The sequence below is a fragment of the Mycobacterium sp. E2479 genome (genome assembly GCF_001667925.1).
Lineage (GTDB): Bacteria > Actinomycetota > Actinomycetes > Mycobacteriales > Mycobacteriaceae > Mycobacterium.
In genome coordinates this window covers 1-17,801 of sequence record NZ_LZJR01000111.1, presented here as the reverse complement: position 1 = coordinate 17,801, position 17,801 = coordinate 1, and the positions used below count along the sequence as shown (strand labels likewise).

General features: G+C 69.7%; 17 protein-coding genes and 1 pseudogene. 7 read left to right on the top strand and 11 right to left on the bottom strand.

Annotated elements, in window-relative coordinates; all coding sequences use genetic code 11:
• Positions 1-99 precede the first annotated feature (99 nt).
• On the top strand, positions 100-1,578 hold the full coding sequence (locus A5686_RS17120) for a PPE family protein (RefSeq protein WP_067936633.1): 1,479 nt from the start codon (positions 100-102) through the stop codon (positions 1,576-1,578).
• 16 nt (positions 1,579-1,594) lie between these two features.
• Positions 1,595-1,773, top strand: a pseudogene (locus tag A5686_RS27990) (hemophore-related protein); the annotation flags it as partial.
• 6 nt (positions 1,774-1,779) lie between these two features.
• Here A5686_RS27990 and A5686_RS17115 read toward each other — a convergent pair.
• The 4 genes from A5686_RS17115 to A5686_RS17100 form a co-directional block, all read right to left on the bottom strand.
• On the bottom strand, positions 1,780-2,250 hold the full coding sequence (locus A5686_RS17115; protein ID WP_067936630.1) for a PH domain-containing protein: 471 nt from the start codon (positions 2,248-2,250) through the stop codon (positions 1,780-1,782).
• Positions 2,247-2,729, bottom strand: coding sequence for a 6,7-dimethyl-8-ribityllumazine synthase (gene ribH, locus A5686_RS17110; RefSeq protein ID WP_067936627.1), 483 nt, complete (start codon positions 2,727-2,729; stop codon positions 2,247-2,249). The genes A5686_RS17115 and ribH overlap by 4 nt, the downstream gene beginning before the upstream one ends.
• Positions 2,726-4,003 carry a bifunctional 3,4-dihydroxy-2-butanone-4-phosphate synthase/GTP cyclohydrolase II gene (locus A5686_RS17105; protein WP_067936710.1) on the bottom strand — a complete coding sequence of 426 codons (1,278 nt, stop codon included), beginning with the start codon at positions 4,001-4,003 and terminating at the stop codon, positions 2,726-2,728. Before A5686_RS17105 ends, ribH begins: the two co-directional genes overlap by 4 nt.
• Before the next feature lie 346 nt (positions 4,004-4,349).
• Positions 4,350-4,949: a riboflavin synthase gene (locus A5686_RS17100; RefSeq protein WP_067936625.1), complete on the bottom strand. Its 600-nt coding sequence runs from the start codon at positions 4,947-4,949 to the stop codon at positions 4,350-4,352.
• A gap of 118 nt (positions 4,950-5,067) precedes the next feature.
• Here A5686_RS17100 and A5686_RS17095 point away from each other — a divergent pair, with 118 nt between their 5' ends.
• The gene (locus tag A5686_RS17095) at positions 5,068-5,775 is read left to right on the top strand and encodes an LppX_LprAFG lipoprotein (RefSeq protein ID WP_067936623.1); all 708 of its coding nucleotides are present in this window, start codon (positions 5,068-5,070) and stop codon (positions 5,773-5,775) included.
• Positions 5,772-7,352: an MFS transporter gene (locus tag A5686_RS17090; protein ID WP_067936620.1), complete on the top strand. Its 1,581-nt coding sequence runs from the start codon at positions 5,772-5,774 to the stop codon at positions 7,350-7,352. Before A5686_RS17095 ends, A5686_RS17090 begins: the two co-directional genes overlap by 4 nt.
• Here A5686_RS17090 and ribD read toward each other — a convergent pair.
• Genes ribD through fmt form a run of 4 tightly spaced genes read right to left on the bottom strand, consistent with a single transcriptional unit; the run spans position 7,349 to position 11,517 of the window.
• Positions 7,349-8,374, bottom strand: coding sequence for a bifunctional diaminohydroxyphosphoribosylaminopyrimidine deaminase/5-amino-6-(5-phosphoribosylamino)uracil reductase RibD (gene ribD, locus A5686_RS17085; RefSeq protein ID WP_067936618.1), 1,026 nt, complete (start codon positions 8,372-8,374; stop codon positions 7,349-7,351). The two genes, A5686_RS17090 and ribD, sit on opposite strands and share 4 nt — an antisense overlap.
• On the bottom strand, positions 8,371-9,069 hold the full coding sequence (gene rpe, locus A5686_RS17080; protein ID WP_067936615.1) for a ribulose-phosphate 3-epimerase: 699 nt from the start codon (positions 9,067-9,069) through the stop codon (positions 8,371-8,373). The genes ribD and rpe overlap by 4 nt, the downstream gene beginning before the upstream one ends.
• Before the next feature lie 49 nt (positions 9,070-9,118).
• Positions 9,119-10,573, bottom strand: coding sequence for an RsmB/NOP family class I SAM-dependent RNA methyltransferase (locus A5686_RS17075; RefSeq protein ID WP_067936612.1), 1,455 nt, complete (start codon positions 10,571-10,573; stop codon positions 9,119-9,121).
• On the bottom strand, positions 10,570-11,517 hold the full coding sequence (gene fmt / locus A5686_RS17070) for a methionyl-tRNA formyltransferase (RefSeq protein WP_067936610.1): 948 nt from the start codon (positions 11,515-11,517) through the stop codon (positions 10,570-10,572). The genes A5686_RS17075 and fmt overlap by 4 nt, the downstream gene beginning before the upstream one ends.
• A 181-nt stretch (positions 11,518-11,698) precedes the next feature.
• On the opposite strand from fmt, the gene A5686_RS17065 reads away from it, so the two are divergent.
• Positions 11,699-12,526: a class I SAM-dependent methyltransferase gene (locus tag A5686_RS17065; RefSeq protein WP_067936607.1), complete on the top strand. Its 828-nt coding sequence runs from the start codon at positions 11,699-11,701 to the stop codon at positions 12,524-12,526.
• A 226-nt stretch (positions 12,527-12,752) separates the two neighbouring features.
• Here A5686_RS17065 and A5686_RS17060 read toward each other — a convergent pair whose 3' ends face one another.
• The 3 genes from A5686_RS17060 to A5686_RS17050 form a co-directional block, all read right to left on the bottom strand.
• Positions 12,753-13,238 (bottom strand): MarR family winged helix-turn-helix transcriptional regulator, encoded by a 486-nt coding sequence (locus A5686_RS17060; protein WP_067936603.1) that lies wholly within the window; start codon positions 13,236-13,238, stop codon positions 12,753-12,755.
• Positions 13,239-13,366: 128 nt separating this feature from the next.
• Positions 13,367-15,379, bottom strand: coding sequence for a primosomal protein N' (locus A5686_RS17055; RefSeq protein WP_197520609.1), 2,013 nt, complete (start codon positions 15,377-15,379; stop codon positions 13,367-13,369).
• Between the two features lie 77 nt (positions 15,380-15,456).
• Positions 15,457-16,227, bottom strand: coding sequence for a lysoplasmalogenase (locus A5686_RS17050; RefSeq protein WP_067936601.1), 771 nt, complete (start codon positions 16,225-16,227; stop codon positions 15,457-15,459).
• Here A5686_RS17050 and A5686_RS17045 point away from each other — a divergent pair.
• Positions 16,226-17,218, top strand: a complete 993-nt coding sequence (locus tag A5686_RS17045; protein ID WP_067936599.1) for an alpha/beta hydrolase — start codon at positions 16,226-16,228, stop codon at positions 17,216-17,218. The genes A5686_RS17050 and A5686_RS17045 overlap by 2 nt on opposite strands.
• 4 nt (positions 17,219-17,222) lie before the next feature.
• Positions 17,223-17,801: alpha/beta hydrolase (locus A5686_RS17040; protein ID WP_156750116.1), on the top strand; the 579-nt coding region annotated here is incomplete at its 3' end.

Genomic DNA, 17,801 nt, shown 5'->3' with positions numbered 1-17,801 from the left:
CGAGGCTGATCGGTGCGCCGCCGGCCACCGCGGGACCGCTGACCGGTTGGGTCGGGAGGAGGGCAACATGGCAGCACGGGCGCACGCGGACGGCCGGCGATGACCATGCCGATCTGGGCCGCCTTCCCCCCGGAGGTGCATTCGGCGGCGCTGTCCAGTGGCCCCGGGCCCGGATCCTTACTGTCGGCGGAGCAGGCGTGGCAAGCGCTCAGTGCCGAATATGACACCGCCGCCCAGGAACTCGGCGACTTGCTGGCGGCGGTGCAGGCCGGCACGTGGCAAGGACCCAGCGCGGAGGCATTCGTGGCCGCCCACGTGCCATATCTGGCATGGCTCTTGCAGAACAGCGCCAACAGCACCGCGGCGGCCCTCGAGTCCGAGACCGTGACCGCGGCCTACACCGCCGCACTGTCTGCCATGCCGACGCTGGAGGAGCTGGCCACCAACCACGCCGTCTTCGCGCAGCTGGTGGCGACGAATTTCTTTGGTGTCAATACGATTCCGATCGCCCAGAACGAGATCGAGTATCTGCAGATGTGGCTGCAGGCGGCCACCACAATGGCGATCTACGAAGCCGTCTCCGAGACCGCGATGACGTGGAAGCCACCCACCGCCCCGCCGCCGGCGATTCAGAAGACCGACGTCCCCAACCAGGACGCCGGCGGAAACCCAACTCAGTTGAGCTGGTGGGTAACTCGCGTGCAGGAAGTGGCGAGGGCCATCAGCGGGGACCTGAGCCAGTCGCCCTCGAACCCGTCCGCGACACTCTCGGACCTGATGACCGACCCGTTGCTGGTCACCGAGGTTCCACACTGGGCCGGAGAGTCGCTTTTGTACTTCGCCCCGCAGGTGCCGGAATTGACCCAGCTCTCCTTCGGCCTGATCGCCCCCTTCATCCCGGTTGCCAGTGCGCCCGGTTTGGCGGGGCTGGCCGGGTTGGCGAGCGCGGCTCAACCCGCGCCCACGCTGCCCGGTGCGACGGCAGTGCCTGCTCCGTCCCACACTGAAGCGCCCGTTGCGATGGCCCCCGGCCTCGGAGCGCCCGCTGCCACGCCGGCCACCGCCCCAATGCATGCGCCCGCCCCCGCCGTCGCCTCGACGTCCGCCGCTACGCCGGTTCCGCCCGCGCCCGGGGTCCCGGCGTTCGGCTACCCCTATGTGGTCGGCCCTCCCGGCCTCGGGGCCGGCACGGGCATGAGCGTCGGCTCCCGCGCGGAGCAGAAGTCGCCCAAGGTCGACGCCGTCGCGGCGGCAGCGGTCGCGGCCCCACGAGAACCGTCCCGGCGGCGCCGGCGCCACCGGACGAGTCTGACCGACCCCGGTCACCGCTACGAATACCTCGACCAAGATCGCCGGGTGGAATCCGATGAGCCCCCGACGACGGCTTCGGATCTGGGTGCCGGGCGCATGGGGTTCGCCGGCACCGCTCGCGCCGCCGGCGCCGCTCCAGGAGGCTTGACCACAGTTGCCGGCGCTTCGTTGGAGGACAGCCCGAGTCTGCCGCTGCTGCCGAACAGCTGGAATCCCGAGACCGAGGAAGGAACAAACCCGCAGGCGGACGATCCATCGCGGGGTTAGTAATGGGTGTCCGTCAATGATGAAGCGCCGCTTGGTCAACGAGGCCGTCACCATTCGGCGGGGTGGCACTGTCGTCGACCGCTGGAGCCGGGGTCGCATCGGCCGACCCCGCTTACGGTCCGATGATTAATACCACTTGACTACGACCAGGCGATACGGGCGGTGCACGCCGAAAATGCGGCGGCGGGCCGATGGTAGCGCTCAGTGCGTCTGCAAGTCCGGTCGATAGCGCCTCAGCAGACACCGCACCGTGTCCATGGCGTTTACGGCGCGTCCCTTGTCGACGGCCTGGATGGCCATCACCGGTATGTACTCGTCGTCGGGTAAGTCGATTCGCGCCCATCGGTGGCCCACCGGGAACGACACTCCGACAACATCTGGCCATTCGATCAGCTTGTCGCCCAACAGATTTCTCACTGAAACGCCGGCCGGCCCCACTCGCAGCCGCGGCCGCGCGAACAACAGCACCACGCCTGCGATGACCAAACCCAGCGCCGCGATCGCCACCTGATCGGAGGTCTGAAAGACAACCCCGGTGGAGCCCACCTTGAGCAGCGCCCCCACCGCGATGTGCGCCGCGGCGATGAGGAATGCCGCCCCATAAGCGAATAACGGCGTGCGATGCGGACGCAACACCGCATCCCAGCTCTCGCGGTCCGACGGCGACGTCACGACCGAGCGCGCAACTCGCGCAGCGTGAGCGCGGCGGACAGGGCCGCCCCGGCGGCCTGGGCCCCTTTGTCCTCAGCCGATGCCGGAAGCCCGGCCCGATCCAGGGCCTGCTGCTCGTTGTCAGTGGTCAGCACGCCATTGGCGACGGGCGTGGAGGCGTCCAGTGAGACCCGCGTCAGGCCCTGGGTTACCGCATCGCAGACATATTCGAAATGCGGTGTCTGACCGCGGATCACGACGCCGAGCGCGACGACGGCATCATGGTCGCGGGCGAGCTCCTGTGCCACCACTGGGATTTCGATCGCACCGAGCACGCGGACCACCGTCGGGTCATCGATACCCGAGTCGGCGGCGACTTTGCGTGCGCCGTCGAGCAGCGCATCGCAGATCTCACTGTGCCAGGTGCTTGCCACGATGCCGAGCCGCACACCAGAGGCGTCAAGCGCCGGTATTTCCGGCACGCCGGCGCCACCGCTCACAACGCACCGCCGAATTCACCTGGCAGATGAGCGGATTCGTGAAAGTCGTCCAAGCCGACCAGGTCGTGGCCCATCTTGTCACGTTTGGTCATCAGGTATCGGATGTTCTCCGCGTTGGCACGCACCGGCAGCGGCACGCGCTCGATGATGTGCAGGCCGTACCCGTCCAGCCCGACCCGTTTGGCCGGGTTGTTGGTCAGCAGCCGCATCGAACGAACCCCGAGATCCACCAATATCTGCGCGCCGATACCGTAATCCCTTGCATCAGCCGGTAATCCGAGCTTGAGATTGGCGTCGACCGTGTCTTCACCAGCGTCCTGCAATTGATAGGCCTGCAGCTTGTGCATCAACCCGATGCCGCGGCCCTCGTGCCCGCGCATGTACAGCACGACGCCGCGTCCCTCGCGGGCGACCATCGCCATCGCCGCGTCCAGCTGGGGTCCGCAGTCGCAGCGGCGCGACCCGAATACGTCGCCGGTCAGGCATTCGGAGTGCACGCGCACCAGCACGTCGTCGCCATCGAAGTCGGGCCCGGCGATGTCGCCGCGCACCAGCGCGACGTGTTCGACGTCCTCGTAGATGCTGGCGTAGCCGATGGCACGAAACTCGCCGTGCCGCGTCGGGATCCGCGCCTCGGCGATCCGGGCGATGTGCTTCTCGTGCTTGCGCCGCCATTCGATCAGGTCGGCGATGGTGATCATCGCCAGGTCGTGTTCGTCGGCGAACACCCGCAATTCGTCGGTCTGGGCCATCGCGCCCTCGTCTTTTTGGCTGACGATCTCGCAGATGGCGCCCGCGGGCTGCAGCCCGGCCAGCCGGGCGAGGTCGACGGCGGCCTCGGTGTGACCGGGACGGCGCAACACGCCGCCGTCCTTGGCGCGCAACGGAACCACGTGTCCCGGCCGGGTGAAGTCGTCGGCGGCGCTGGTGGGATCGGCCAGCAGGCGCATGGTGGTCGCCCGGTCCGAGGCGGAAATCCCGGTGCCCACACCCCGTCGCGCGTCGACTGTGACGGTGTATGCGGTGCCGTGCTTGTCCTGGTTCACCGCATACATCGGCAGCAGCCCGAGCCGGTCGCAGATCTCACCATCCAACGGCACACAGAGATATCCCGAGGTGTAGCGCACCATGAAGGCCACCATCTCCGGCGTCGCCTTCTCCGCGGCGAAGATCAGATCGCCCTCGTTCTCGCGGTCCTCGTCGTCGATGACGATGACGGCCTTACCGGCGGCGATGTCGGCAACCGCCCTCTCGACGGAGTCCAACCTCGTCATCTTGCTACCTCGCCGTTCCCGCAGGCCGGCGGGAACACTGTCGGATCGGCTCACATGAGAAGCCCACGTGTTGCATTCAGTATGAACCACTGGGGCGTCCCCGTTATTGCCGCGGTTTGATCAGTGGGACGGCCTCGGGTGCCGTTGCGCCGCCGAGCGCATCGGCCGCGCCGATGCCCTGACCACCTCCGATGCCCCCGCGCTTATCCCCGTCGCCACGGAATCCACCGCCGTCCCGGTGCCGGACCGATGCCGCTCACCGTCCGACGGCGTCGCGTAATCGTTGCCGGGATCACATTTCGTTGCCCCGTCGTTGGCCGGTGGCCCGTTTCGGCTGTCCAGAGAATTATCGGGCCAGCAACCGCTCGACATACTTGGCGATGACATCGACCTCCAGGTTCACCCGCGTCCCGACCGGAGCGCGGCCCAAGGTGGTCAATTCGCGGGTGGTGGGAATCAGGGAGACCTCGAACCAGTTCCCCGGCTCGTCGCCCAGCCCCGACACCGTCAGCGAAATCCCGTCGACGGTGATCGATCCCTTTTCCACGACATAGCGGGACACCTCGCCGGGCATCTCGATTCGTACTACTTCCCAGTGCTCGGACGGCGTGCGGGCCGCGATGCGCCCAGTCCCGTCGACGTGCCCCTGCACGATGTGGCCGCCGAGCCGGCTGTTGACCGCCGCGGCACGCTCCAGGTTCACCCGGCTGCCGACCTGCAGTTCGCCCAGATTGGAACGGTTGAGCGATTCGGCCATGACGTCGGCGGTGAACTGACCGCCGGGCAACAGCTCGGCAACGGTCAGGCACACGCCGTTGACGGCGATTGAATCGCCATGGCCCGCGTCGGCTGTCACGACGGCGCCGCGAATGGTCAGCCGCGCGGCGTCGGAAAGGACGTCGCGAGCAGTCACCTCGCCGAGTTCCTCGACAATCCCGGTAAACATCCTCCTAGGCTAATTGGCCCTCTCGCAGGCAGATGAGCACCACAAAGGCCGGCATCCGGGCGACACCGGCACCCCGCGTTCACCAGAGCAGTCACCGGCACCCTCTACGATGCACAGTATGCAGACCCGCCGCCGTCTATCGGCCGTCATCGCATCCCTGACCCTCGCCACCGCCTTGATCGCCGGCTGCTCGTCGGGCTCAAAGCAGAGTGGCGCACCGCTCCCCGACGCCGCGACCTTGGTCAAGCAGTCCGCCGACGCCACCAAGAATGTGAAGAGCGCGCACCTCGTGCTGAGCGTTCAGGGCAAGATTCAGGGGCTACCGCTCAAGACGCTCACCGGTGACCTCGCCACGGCGCCTGCCACCGCCGCTAAGGGCAACGCGACGATCACCCTGGGCGGGTCCGATATCGACGCCAACTTCGTGGTGGTCGACGGGACCCTGTACGCCGCCCTCACCCCGAACAAGTGGAGTGACTTCGGCAAGGCCTCCGACATCTACGACGTTTCGGTGTTGCTGAACCCCGACACCGGGCTGGGCAACGTGCTGGCGCACTTCAGCGACGCCAAAGCCGAGGGCCGCGACAACATCAACGGGCAGAACACGATTCGGATCAGTGGAAACGTCTCCGCGGACGCGGTGAACAAGATCGTCCCGCAGTTCAACGCGACGCAGCCGGTGCCGAGCACGGTATGGATCCAAGAGAGCGGTGACCACCAGCTGGTCCAGGCCAACCTGCAGAAGAGCTCGGGCAACACCGCCCAGATCACCCTGTCCAACTGGGGCCAGCAGGTTCAGGTCACCAAGCCCCCGGTGAGCCAGTGACCACGGCAACCGAAGTCCCAGCGGGGCACCAAACCGGACGCCGCGTAGCGATCAGCGCGGGCAGCCTCGCGGTCCTGCTGGGCGCCCTGGACGCCTATGTCGTCGTGACGATCATGCGCGACATCATGACCGACGTTCACATACCGATTAACCAGTTGCAGCGCATCACCTGGATCATCACGATGTACCTGCTGGGGTACATCGCCGCCATGCCCCTGCTGGGCCGAGCCTCCGACCGGTTCGGCCGCAAGCTGGTGCTGCAGGTCAGCCTGGCGCTGTTCATCGTCGGCTCGGTGGTCACCGCGCTGGCCGGTCACTGGGGCGATTTCCACCTGCTGGTCGGCGGCCGCACCATCCAGGGCGTGGCCAGTGGCGCGCTGTTGCCGGTGACCCTCGCGCTGGGCGCCGATCTATGGTCGCAGCGCAACCGCGCCGGTGTGCTGGGCGGCATCGGCGCCGCGCAGGAGCTCGGCAGCGTGCTGGGCCCGCTGTACGGGATTTTCATCGTCTTCCTGACACACGACTGGCGCTATGTGTTCTGGATCAACGTCCCGCTGACCCTCATCGCGATGGTGATGATCCAGTTCAGCCTGCCGTCGCACCAACGGGTCGAGGAGCCCGAAAAGGTCGACCTGGTCGGTGGTGTGCTGCTGGCGGTCGCCCTGGGCCTCGCCGTGATCGGTCTCTACAACCCGCAACCCGACGGCAAGCAGATCCTGCCGAGCTACGGGTTGCCGCTGGTCATCGGGGCGGTCGTGGTGGCGGTGCTGTTCCTGCTCTGGGAACGCTTCGCCCGCACCCGGCTGATCGAACCGGCGGGGGTGCACTTCCGCCCGTTCCTGGCCGCGCTGGGCGCCTCGCTGTTCGCCGGCGCCGCGCTGATGGTGACGCTGGTGGACGTGGAACTGTTCGGCCAGGGCGTGCTGGGACAGGATCAGACGCAGGCCGCCGGCCTGTTGCTGTGGTTTTTGATCGCTTTGCCGATTGGGGCGGTGCTGGGCGGGTGGATCGCCACCCGGGTCGGTGACCGCATCATGACCTTCGTCGGGCTGCTGATCGCGGCGTACGGCTACTGGCTGATCCACTTCTGGCGCCAGGACGTGCTGAACCAGAAGCACAACATCTTCGGGCTGTTCAGCGTGCCCGTGCTGCACGCCGACCTGCTGGTGCCCGGCGTTGGCCTCGGCCTGGTGATCGGGCCGCTGACCTCCGCCGCGCTGCGCGTGGTGCCGTCCGCCCAACATGGCATCGCCTCGGCGGCGGTGGTGGTGGCCCGGATGACCGGCATGCTCATCGGTGTGGCCGCGCTCAGCGCGTGGGGCCTGTACCGGTTCAACCAGATCGTCGCGAACCTGACCGCCTCGATCCCGCCCGACGCCACCTTGCTGGAGCGCATCGCCGCGCAGGGCACGCTGTACCTGAAGGCCTTCGCGCAGATGTACGGCGACATCTTCTTGGCCACCGTCGTGATCTGTATCGCGGGCGCCCTGCTGGGCCTGTTGCTCGGCGGGCGCAAAGAGCACGCCGAAGAGCCGGAAATCCCTGAGCCGCAAGCGGTCTCGCTGGGCGAGCGCTAACCGCTGCGCGGCACCAGGCTGAGCACCAGGTCGGGTCCGATCCGGTCGATGCCGTCGAACTGCCAGCGCAGCGCCCGCCCGATCGTGGTCACCCCCACGTCGTCGACCGCCGTGACGGGGCCGCCCAGCAGGGTCGGCGCGATGTAGGCCAGAATCCGGTTGACCACCCCGGCCCGCAGGAAGGCGCCCGCTAGGGTCGGGCCGCCCTCCAGCAGCACATCGGTGCGGTCCGACACGGCCTTGAGCACCTCTAGTGGATCGTGCGTGCGGATCAGCATGGTCCGCGAGTCCTCATTGAGAACCTTTGCCTCCGAGGGTATTTCACGCTTCCCGACGACGACTCGCAGCGGTTGCCGGTCGGCCAGCGAGCCGTCGGGCAGCCGGGCGGTCAACGCCGGGTCGTCGGCCAGCACGGTGCCGGTCCCCACCACGATCGCGTCGGCGGCCGCGCGGCGGCGGTGCAGATCCAGCCGCGACGCCTCGCTGGAAATCCACTGGCTGGAGCCGTCCGCCGCCGCGCTGCGGCCATCGACGCTGCTGGCGTATTTCCAAGTCAGATGTGGGAGCCCGGTCCGTTGCTTGTGCAGCCACTCCCGCAGCGGGCCGGCGGTCACCTCGTCGGCCAGCACGCCGGACCGCACCGTTACGCCGGCTTCCTCGAGCCGGGCCGCTCCACCGGAGGCTTCCGGGTTCGGATCGGCAACGGCGTACACCACGCTGCCGACCTTCGCTTCCAGCAGGGCGTTCACGCACGGTGGGGTTCTGCCGTAGTGGTTGCACGGCTCGAGGGTGACCACGACAGTGCCCCGTGCCGCGAGATCACCGGCGCGCCGCAGCGCCAGGATCTCGGCGTGACGGCCACCGGCCGGTTCGGTCGCGCCGACACCGACCACCTCGCCACCGGCGTTCAAGACGACCGCCCCCACCGGTGGGTTGGGATACGTGGTCCCCTTGACGTGATTGGACTGGTCGATCGCCAGGCGCATCGCGGCGTCAAGGCTGTCGCCCGGCGGAACCGTCATCGACGCAGGTGCGGGGATGCGTTGGCGGCCTGGCGCCGCAACGCGTCGATCGCGGCCTGCGGGTCATCGGCGCCGTAGACGGCCGACCCGGCGACGAAGCAATCGACGCCGGCCTCGGCGGCCTGTTCGATGGTGTCCTCGTTGATGCCGCCGTCGATTTCGACCAGGATCGTCAACTCCCCCGCCTCGATGAGCTTGCGCGCGGTGCGCACCTTGCTCAGCACGTCGGGGATGAAGCTCTGGCCGCCGAACCCGGGCTCGACCGACATGATGAGCAGGGTGTCGAACTGCGGCAGGATTTCCAGGTAGGGCTCCAGCGGGGTTCCCGGCTTGACGCTGATGCCCGCCTTGGCGCCGGCGGCGCGGATATCGCGGGCCACCGCGATCGGATTCTGGGTGGCCTCGGCGTGGAAGGTGACGTTGTACGCCCCCGCCTCGGCGTACGGGGGCGCCCAGCGGTCGGGGTTCTCGATCATCAGATGACAGTCCATCGGGATGGTGGTGGCCGCCAGCAGGCTCTCGACCACGGGCAGCCCGAAGGTCAGATTCGGCACGAAGTGGTTGTCCATGACGTCGACGTGCAACCAGTCGGCGCCGGTCACGGCGGCGGCTTCGTCGGCGAGCCGGGAGAAGTCAGCGGAAAGGATCGACGGCGCGATCAGAGGCCCCTTCAACGGTTCCGTATTGCGAGGCATGAGCGCCAGACTACTGAGCCGCACGGCCCGTTTCACATCCGGCGCGCCCCTACCCCGCCTCGCGGCGTAGCGCGGCCGCGAACATCGCGTCGGTGCCGTGCCGATGCGGCCAGAGCTGCACGTGCGGCCCGTCGCCCAGGTCGGAGACGGGCGCGAACATCGGCCGGGTGTCCAGTTCGCTGACCGGGTGGCGGCGCAGCGCGTCGGCGACCACGCCGACGGTTTCGGCCAGGTGCGGCGAGCAGGTCGCGTAGAGCACCACGCCGCCGGGACGGGTCAGCGCGATCGCGGCGCCCAGCAGCTCGCGCTGCAGCTTGGTCAGCGTCGGCACGTCGGCGGGCTGACGGCGCCACCGGGCCTCCGGCCTGCGGCGCAGCGCCCCCAGCCCGGTGCAGGGCGCGTCGACGAGCACCCGGTCGAAGGTCGGTTCCAGACCTGTCTCTCGCCCGTCGATTCGCAGCACGTCTACCGGCAACCCACTGGTGTTTTCGGCCACCAGATCGGCGCGGCGCGGCGCGGGTTCCACCGCGGTGAGCCGGAACCCGGACTCCGGGTGCTGCTGCATGCCCAACGAGGCCAGCAGCGCGGTCTTGCCACCCGGCCCGGCGCACAGGTCCAGCCACCGGCCACCGTCGCCGGCAACCGGCGCCAGGGTCAGCGCCCGGGCCACTAGCTGGCTGCCCTCATCCTGGACCAGCGCGACGCCGTCGCGCACCGGCGCCAGCCGTCCGGGATCACCGCCTGCCAGGTACACCGCGTGTGGCGAATAACGGCCGACGGTCCCGCCGACCGCGTCGGCCAACTCGGCGGCCGTCAGTGCGCCGGCGCGGGCGGCCAGATGTACCTGAGGCCGTTCGTCGTCGCTGGCCAGTACCGCGTCCAGTTCGGTCGCGGCGGCGCCCAGCGCATCGGCGAAGGCCTGGGCGATCCACCGGGGATGGGCATGCACGAACGCCGCATGGCCGATCGGATCCTGCGCCGGGTTGGGGGCCAGCTCGGCGACCCAGGAGTGCTCGTCGCGCCCGGAGATGGCGCGAAGGACTCCATTGACGAAACCCGCCCGCGCCGAATCGAATGCGATTCCGGCTTGCTCGACGGTGGTGGACACCGCGGCGTGCGCGTCGACGCGGGTGCGCAGCAACTGATACGCCCCGAGGCGCAGCAGGTCGAGCAGCACCGGATCGATCGCTTGCGGCGATCGCCCCGCGGCCGCGGCGATCACGGCGTCGAGCAGGCCGCGGGTGCGGCAGGTGCCGTAGGTGAGCTCGGTGGCGAATGCCGCGTCGCGGCCGGTGATCTCGCGTTCGCGCAGCAGCGCGGGCAGGGCCAGGTTCGCGTATGCATCGCGCTCACTGACCGCCCGAAGCACGTCGAACGCGGCGGCGCGGGCCGGGTCAAGCGGCCGGCGCCGCGGTCGGCGGTCCCGTTGCTGGGGCCGGCGCTCGCGCTGTTTCGGGTTGCGTTCCGAACGGCCGCGCCGCGATCCGTCGCGCCCGGTGCTCATGTCGCCCGCACCGCGGGGCCAAGGCGGGCGCCGCGGGCCCAGTCGACCGCGTTCATGAATTTCTTTCCGGGCGGCTGGATTTGGCCCAGCCGCACCGGATCGGAACCCGTGCCGATCCAGACGCTCTTGCGGTCGACGTGAATAGCGCCGGGCGGCAACGGTTCCGGGGGCTTGGGTTGCATAGAATCCTGAAAAAGCTGCACCGGCCCCAGTTTGACGCGCAGGTCGCCGATCAAGGTCCAGGCACCGGGATTGGGGGTGACGGCGCGAATGCGGCGGTCGACGACCAGTGCCGGCAGATCCCAGCGCACCCGGGCCTGCTCGACGGTGACCTTGGGCGCGATGCTGACCCCGTCGGCGGGTTGCGGCACCGGCGTCAGCGTCCCGTCGGCGATGCCGTCCAGTGTGGTCGACAGCAGGGCTGCGCCCGAAACAGCCAGTCGCTCAAGCAGTTCCCCGGCGGTGTCGGTCGGCCGGATCGTCTCGGTCACGACCCCGTAGATCGGACCCGAGTCCAGGCTCGGCTCGATCTGGAATGTCGAGGCGCCGGTGATGCTGTCGCCCGCCGCGATGGCGGCCTGCACCGGCGCCGCGCCGCGCCAGGCGGGCAGCAGCGAGAAGTGCAGGTTGATCCAGCCCCGCGGCGGCACCGCCAGCAAGCCGTCGCGCAGCAGCGCGCCGTAGGCCACGACGGCGCAGCAGTCGGGTGCCAACCGCGAGAGCTCCGCGACGAATTCTTCCGAGTTCGGCCGCGACGGCCGCAGCACCGGAATACCGCGGTCGAGTGCTTCGCGGGCCACCGGTGACGGCTCCGGCTTGCCGCGCCGTCCGGCGGCGGCGTCGGGCCGGGTCAGCACCGCGATGACCTCGTGACGTGGTGAGTCGATGAGGCGGCGCAGCGCGGGGAGCGCGGGTTCGGGGGTTCCGGCGAAGACAAGACGCACCGACCCAGTCTAGGAAGCGGCGTGCGCAGCCGGATCCGCCCGAGCGGGAACGTGTGTGCGTACACTATTGCCTATGGCTACTATTGCTAGAAGCCATTATCTGCCGGTGTGAGCCGCACCGCTGATCGGGTCGACAACGAGGTCGAAAGACAATCCTTCCCCTCTCTTCAAGGAGCTCCAGATGACCGTCGACACTTCGATCAGTGACGCCTCCGTGGCCGCAACGCATCGCACGGTATGGGCGCTGGGCGACTACGCCCTGATGGCCGAGGAAGTGATGGCCCCGCTCGGGCCCGCGCTGGTCGAAGCCACCGGCATCCGTCCCGGCCTACGAGTCCTCGACGTCGCCGCCGGCTCGGGCAACATCTCGCTGCCGGCGGCCGCGGCGGGCGCCACCGTGGTCTCCACCGACCTCACCCCGGAGTTGTTGCGGCGGTCGCAGGCCAGGGCCGAGGCACGCGGCCTGACCATCGACTACCGGGAAGCCAACGCCCATGCACTGCCCTTCGGCGACGGCGAGTTCGACGTCGTCATGTCCGCGATCGGCGTGCAGTTCGCCCCCGACCAGCAGCGCGCCGCCGCCGAGCTGGCCCGGGTCTGTCGCCCCGGCGGCACGATCGGCGTGATCAGCTGGACTCCCGAGGGGTTCTTCGGCCGGATGCTCGCCACCATTCGGCCCTACCGGCCGAGCCTGTCGCACCCCGTGCCGCCGGCGGCACTTTGGGGGCGCCCCGGCTACGTCGCCGCGCTGCTCGGCGACCAGATCACCGAGATAACCACGGCACGAGACATGTTGGCGGTCAACCGCTTTGACAGCGCCGAGGCCGTGCACACCTACTTCAAGCGACACTACGGGCCGACAATCGAGGCATACGCGAACATCGGCCACAACCGGGTGCTGGCCGCCGAACTCGACGCGCAGCTCGTCGAACTCGCGCAGCACCACCTGGTCAACGGGACCATGGGGTGGGAGTACCTGCTGCTGACCGCCCGAAAGCGGAGCGACTAGACCCGACGGTGGCGACCCGCATCACCCGGCTCCACCGCGCTCGCGATCGCCACTAGACCCGCCGGTGGCGACCCGCATCACCCGGCTCCACCGCGCTCGCGATCGCCACTAGACCCAACGGTGGCGACCCGCATCACCCGGCGCCGCCGCGCTCGCGATCGCCACTAGACCCAACGGTGGCGACCCGCTTCACGCGGCTCCGCCGCGCTCGCGATCGCCACAGCCGCTACAGGTCGATCTCGGCGTCCAGGTGTACGTCGGGCTCGCCGCCGGCAGCGGTGAAGGCGGTCAGGGCCCGCACCAGGCCGTGCCGCTCGGGCGGCGGCATCTTCGCCACGATGGCCGCGATCTCGGCGCGCCGGTGCGCGGTGACCTGGTGGACGACGTCGCGGCCGCGCGCGGTGAGCGCGGCGAGCAGTTCGCGCCGCGAGGTCGGGTGCGGCAACCGGTCGATCAGCCCGGCGGCAACCAGCCGGTCCACCATCCGGCCAGTGGCCGACGGCTGCACACCCAGCAGACCCGCCAGGGTGGCCAAATTGACCGGGCCGCGATTGGACAGGATCACCAACGTCCGGAACTGCGCGATGGTGATCGTCTCGTCCACCTGTCCGACGGAACGCGCCGAGATGGCCATCAGCAAACGGGAGGCCGTCAGTAGGGCATCGGTGATGACGTCCAACGACTCGTCCACCGCGGCGTGATCCGCTGCCATAACGCCCCTTCCCGGATGGTTTCCGGCCTTTCGGCGGCTAAGGATTAGAAAGTGTAGCAACACTCTAATGTCGTAAAAAGAGATTATTGCATGCACATATTGTCGCCTAGGGTAATGGTTGGTGAAGGTCAACCGATGTGCAGCGGGTCGATCTGCACCCGGGCCGGCTCACGGGTTTGCCGGGCGCTGAGCACGCCGATGCCGCGCCGCAGCGCCGCCGCCAGCGCCAGGCCCTGGTGGCGGGGCACGCGCACCAGCATTCGCGTCACCGCGGCGCCGGCGGGAGTTCCGGCCGGGCGGCGCACGCCGGCCGGAAGGTCCACCGGCCCAAGCAAATCCGCGTGCAGAGACTCCTGATCGGTCAGGCGGGCCTCGTCGAGCAGCGCCGTCACCGCGCCCGCCGTCCCGTCGACGGCCGCCATGTGCACGCTAGGCGGCAGCCCGACCTCGGTCCGCGCGGCCACTTCGGCCTCCGCATGACCCACCGGATCCCACCGGATCAGCGATTGCACCGTGGGAAGCGATGATTCGGCGACAATCATCACCACGCCGCCGTCGCCGCGGGCACGCACCAGCGCGGCGGCGGTCATCCAGCGCCACAGCGCATCCTCGGCCGCGCGCAGGTCTTGGCGGCCCAGCAGCGCCCAGGTGTCCAACAACAGCGCCGCACCATAACCGCCGGACGCCGCCGGCTCGGCGCCCGGGGTGGCCACCACCAGGGCCGGACCGGCCGCGACCTCGGGTACCACAGCCTCGCCCGACGACGTGATCACCGCCGTGCCCGGAAACGCGCGGCCAAATTCCTCGGCGGTACGGCGCGCGCCGACGACGACGGCGCGCACCGCGTCGGACCCGCAACGCGCGCACCGTCGCGTCGGGTCGACGCGGCCGCACCAGCGGCACAGCAGTGCGGCGCCACCCTCCTGCAACGACAGCGGGCCCGTGCAGTGCCGGCAACGGGCGATCGTGCGACACCGCGCGCAAGCCAGCGCCGGGATGTACCCCCGCCGCGGCACCTGCACCAGCACCGGCGCCCCGGCCTGCAGCGCCGAGCGGGCGGCGCGCAGCGCGATGGACGGAACGCGTGCCGTGCGCGCCGCCGGGTCGCGCTCGTCGGCGTAGCCGGTGTCATCCAAGGCGATCACTCGCGGCGTGCGGGCCCGCACCACCGGCCGCGCGGCGACGATGTCGTGGGCCCAGCCGCTGCGCACCAGCGCGTGGGCTTCGGCGGTGCGCGCGTAGCCGCCGATCAGCGCCGCGCACCGGCCCTGATGGGCGCGCAGCATCGCCACCTCGCGGGCATGCGGATACGGCGCGCGCGGCTCGGCCAGGCTGTCGTCGGCGTCGGCCCACACCATGACCAGCCCCAGATCGCTCAGCGGTGCGAACACCGCGCTGCGCGTGCCGATCACCATTCGTGCGGAGCCGCGCAGCGCCGCCAGCCACCGCCGGTACCGGGCCGCCGGCCCCAGGCCGGCCGACAAGGCCACCACGCTGGCCTCGTCGATCCGCGTCGTCGCGGCCCGCCACAGCGCGTCCAGGTCGCGCTGGTCGGGAACGATCGCCAGCACCGAGCGGCCGGTCCGCACCGTTTCCGCGGCGGCCTCGGCGAACCGGTCGGTCCACGACTCGCCGGGAAGCGCCTGCCAGACGGCCCGGGCGGCCCGTGATTCGGCGAGCGCGGCCAGGAACTGAGCGCCCCGGCCATAACCGCCCCAGGCGTTCGGATCGACGGGCTTCGGGACCGCGGCGTCGCGGCTGACCGCGGGTTCCCGCTCCACCCTGGCGTGCCGGGCCGGCACCGCCAGCCGCAACACGTCGGGGCGGGTGCCGGCGTAGTGCGCGGCCACTGCATCGACCAGCCGGCGGATTTCCGGGGTGAGCACCGGTTCGGCCGACACGACGCGATCCAGCCAGCCCAGCTTGCCGGTGTGATCGGTGTCGTTGCGGCGCTCCAGCACAAACCCGTCGACCAGCCGGCCGTGGAAACGCACCCGCACCCGCACCCCAGGCTGGGCGTCGTCGGATTGCTCGGCCGACACCAGATAGTCGAATTCCCGGTCCAGGTGCGGCACCGACAGCATCGGCAGCACCCGGGCTATGGGCTCCACCTCGACGGGCCTGCGCGCATTCGGACTCACGGCGTCTCCGGACCGCGAATCATGTTGTCATCCAATGTTTACCGTCCGGTCCGCAGCGTACCGGGCACCGGTGACAGTCAGCTCTCGGCGGGCGCCGGGGCCTCCCCGGCGGGTTCAGCCGGAAGCTCGCGGCCGAAGAAGAAGCCGGCCGTGATCAGGATCTGGGCGGCCGCGTACGACCACCAGACCGGCACCGCCAGAGCCTCGTTGCCGAGGATGAAGCGCCCGATCGCGATCATCGAATCCGAGGCCGCAAAACACAACGCCCCCATCGCCGTCCAGATCGTCGGCAGTTTCGCCAACAGGGCCGTGCACACCATCGCGGTCAGCACCACGATGTAGACCGTGACCGGAAGCGTCAGCTTGTCGGTGCCCAGGTGCGGCCAGAACCAGACCAGCAACGCGACCGAGGCCGCACACATCAGGACCACCGCCACGATGCGCACGGTCGTCGGGCGGTCATCCTCCGAGTCCCCGGAGAGCGCCGGAACCAGCGGCAGCAGCGCGGCGATAAAACACAAGTGCGCCAACAGGAATGCCGCCAGGCCCACCTCGAAGGACAGCGACCACCACGGAATCGCCAGCACCCAGTCGCCGATGGCCGAGAGCAGCAGCGCCAGCATCAGCCACCGCCGCTCGCCGACCTTGGCGTGCCCGGCCGCGGCCAGGGCCAGCAGGAACGCCATCGAGGCCTTGAACGCGGGCTGCAACACCCAGTGACCGGTCAACTCGATTCCCGGTGGCGAGCGCAGCGCCAGCACGGTCAGGTAGATGCCATAGCCGAGGGCCACCCAGCCGGCCACCACCCAGGCGCCGGCCACCAGGCGAGGTGCGTACGGTACGTCCATGCCCAGCTTGGATAACACAGCCGACGAGAAACCCGCTATCGACCCCATCCTGCAGAAGGTACTGGATGCGGTTCCCTTCCGGCTATCCACTGAGGACGGTATCGGCGCAGCGCGCCAGCGGTTCCGCGACCTGCCGCGCCGGCCGCCGCATCCCGAGCTGCGGGTCGAGGACCGCACGATTCCAGGCCCCGTGGGGTCTATAGCTCTCCGGATCTATTGGCCACCAAGCTATTCCGACGATCATCAGCAGGGCGCCACCGCTCCCGTGTTGCTCTATTTTCACGGTGGCGGCTTCGTCATAGGCGACCTGGAAACCCACGACGGCACGGCGCGTCAGCACGCGGTGGGCGCCGACGCGATCGTGGTGGCCGTCGACTACCGGCTCGCCCCCGAGCACCCCTACCCCGCCGCCGTCGAAGACGCTTGGGCCGCAACGCTTTGGGTCGCAGAGAACGCGACCGAACTGCGCGGCGATCCGAACCGGATCGCCGTCGCCGGAGATTCGGCGGGCGGCACCATCTCCGCCGCGGTGGCGCAGCGAGCGCGCGACAGCGGCGCTTTGCCGATCGTGTTCCAGCTGCTGTGGTATCCCTCGACCATGTGGGACGCGTCGCTGCCGTCGTTCACCGAAAACGCCGCCGCGCCGATCCTGGATGCCAGGTCCGTCGCGGCGTTCTCCCGTTGGTACGCGGGCGAAGTCAACATGTCCGACCCCCCGCCGGACATGGCGCCGGGGCGCGCGAAGGACCTCAGCAACCTGGCACCGGCCTACGTCGCCGTCGCCGGGTACGACCCACTGCGCGACGACGGCATCCGCTACGCCGGGTTGCTTTCCGCCGCCGGCGTCGCCGCCCACGTGCACAACGCCGAGACGCTGGTGCACGGCTACCTGGGCTATGCCGGGGTAGTGCCCGCCGCCACCGCTGCGCTCGAGGCCGGACTGACCGCGCTGCGCACGGCCCTGCACCGATCACCCCGCGGCGTACGGTGAACGCATGAGCGAGCCGACCACCGCCCGCCCCGGCATCGATCCGACCTTCAAGACGTTGCTCGACGCCTATCCGATGACCTTTCGCGAGGCCGACGGCGTCGAGGTCGCCCGAAAGCGGCTCCGGCTGCTCAAGGTTCCCACGAGTATGCTGCCGGACCTGCGGATTGAGAACCGCACCATCCCCCACGGCGAGCTCGCCGACATCCCGGTGCGTATCTACTGGCCCGACAGCGACCTCACGTCATTGCCTGTGGTCGTCTTCTACCACGGCGGCGGGTTTTGCCTGGGCGACCTGGACACTCACGACCCGGTCGCCCGCGCGCACGCCGTCGGCGCCGAGGCCATCGTGGTGTCCGTCGGCTACCGGCTGGCGCCCGAGCACCCGTTCCCGGCGGGCGTGAACGACTGCTGGGCGGCGCTGCAATGGGTAGCCGACAACGCGGCCGGGCTCGGCGGCGACCCGAACAACATCGCCGTGGCCGGCGACTCGGCGGGCGGCAACCTCGCCGCGGTGACGGTCGGGTACCACAGCAACTGGAACCGCAGTTCGGGCCCGCCGTGCTCGCGGGCCAGCAGTGCCGTC

What these genes read in the sequence shown, in the direction of transcription:
- A5686_RS17120 (WP_067936633.1), top strand. Translation starts at nt 100, where the DNA reads ATGACCATGCCGATCTGGGCCGCCTTCCCCCCGGAGGTGCATTCGGCG.
- A5686_RS17105 (WP_067936710.1), bottom strand. Translation starts at nt 4,003, where the DNA reads ATGACGAGGTTGGACTCCGTCGAGAGGGCGGTTGCCGACATCGCCGCC.
- A5686_RS17100 (WP_067936625.1), bottom strand. Translation starts at nt 4,949, where the DNA reads ATGTTTACCGGGATTGTCGAGGAACTCGGCGAGGTGACTGCTCGCGAC.
- A5686_RS17095 (WP_067936623.1), top strand. Translation starts at nt 5,068, where the DNA reads ATGCAGACCCGCCGCCGTCTATCGGCCGTCATCGCATCCCTGACCCTC.
- ribD (WP_067936618.1), bottom strand. Translation starts at nt 8,374, where the DNA reads ATGACGGTTCCGCCGGGCGACAGCCTTGACGCCGCGATGCGCCTGGCG.
- rpe (WP_067936615.1), bottom strand. Translation starts at nt 9,069, where the DNA reads ATGCCTCGCAATACGGAACCGTTGAAGGGGCCTCTGATCGCGCCGTCG.
- A5686_RS17075 (WP_067936612.1), bottom strand. Translation starts at nt 10,573, where the DNA reads ATGAGCACCGGGCGCGACGGATCGCGGCGCGGCCGTTCGGAACGCAAC.
- A5686_RS17065 (WP_067936607.1), top strand. Translation starts at nt 11,699, where the DNA reads ATGACCGTCGACACTTCGATCAGTGACGCCTCCGTGGCCGCAACGCAT.
- A5686_RS17060 (WP_067936603.1), bottom strand. Translation starts at nt 13,238, where the DNA reads ATGGCAGCGGATCACGCCGCGGTGGACGAGTCGTTGGACGTCATCACC.
- A5686_RS17045 (WP_067936599.1), top strand. Translation starts at nt 16,226, where the DNA reads ATGCCCAGCTTGGATAACACAGCCGACGAGAAACCCGCTATCGACCCC.
- A5686_RS17050 (WP_067936601.1), bottom strand. Translation starts at nt 16,227, where the DNA reads ATGGACGTACCGTACGCACCTCGCCTGGTGGCCGGCGCCTGGGTGGTG.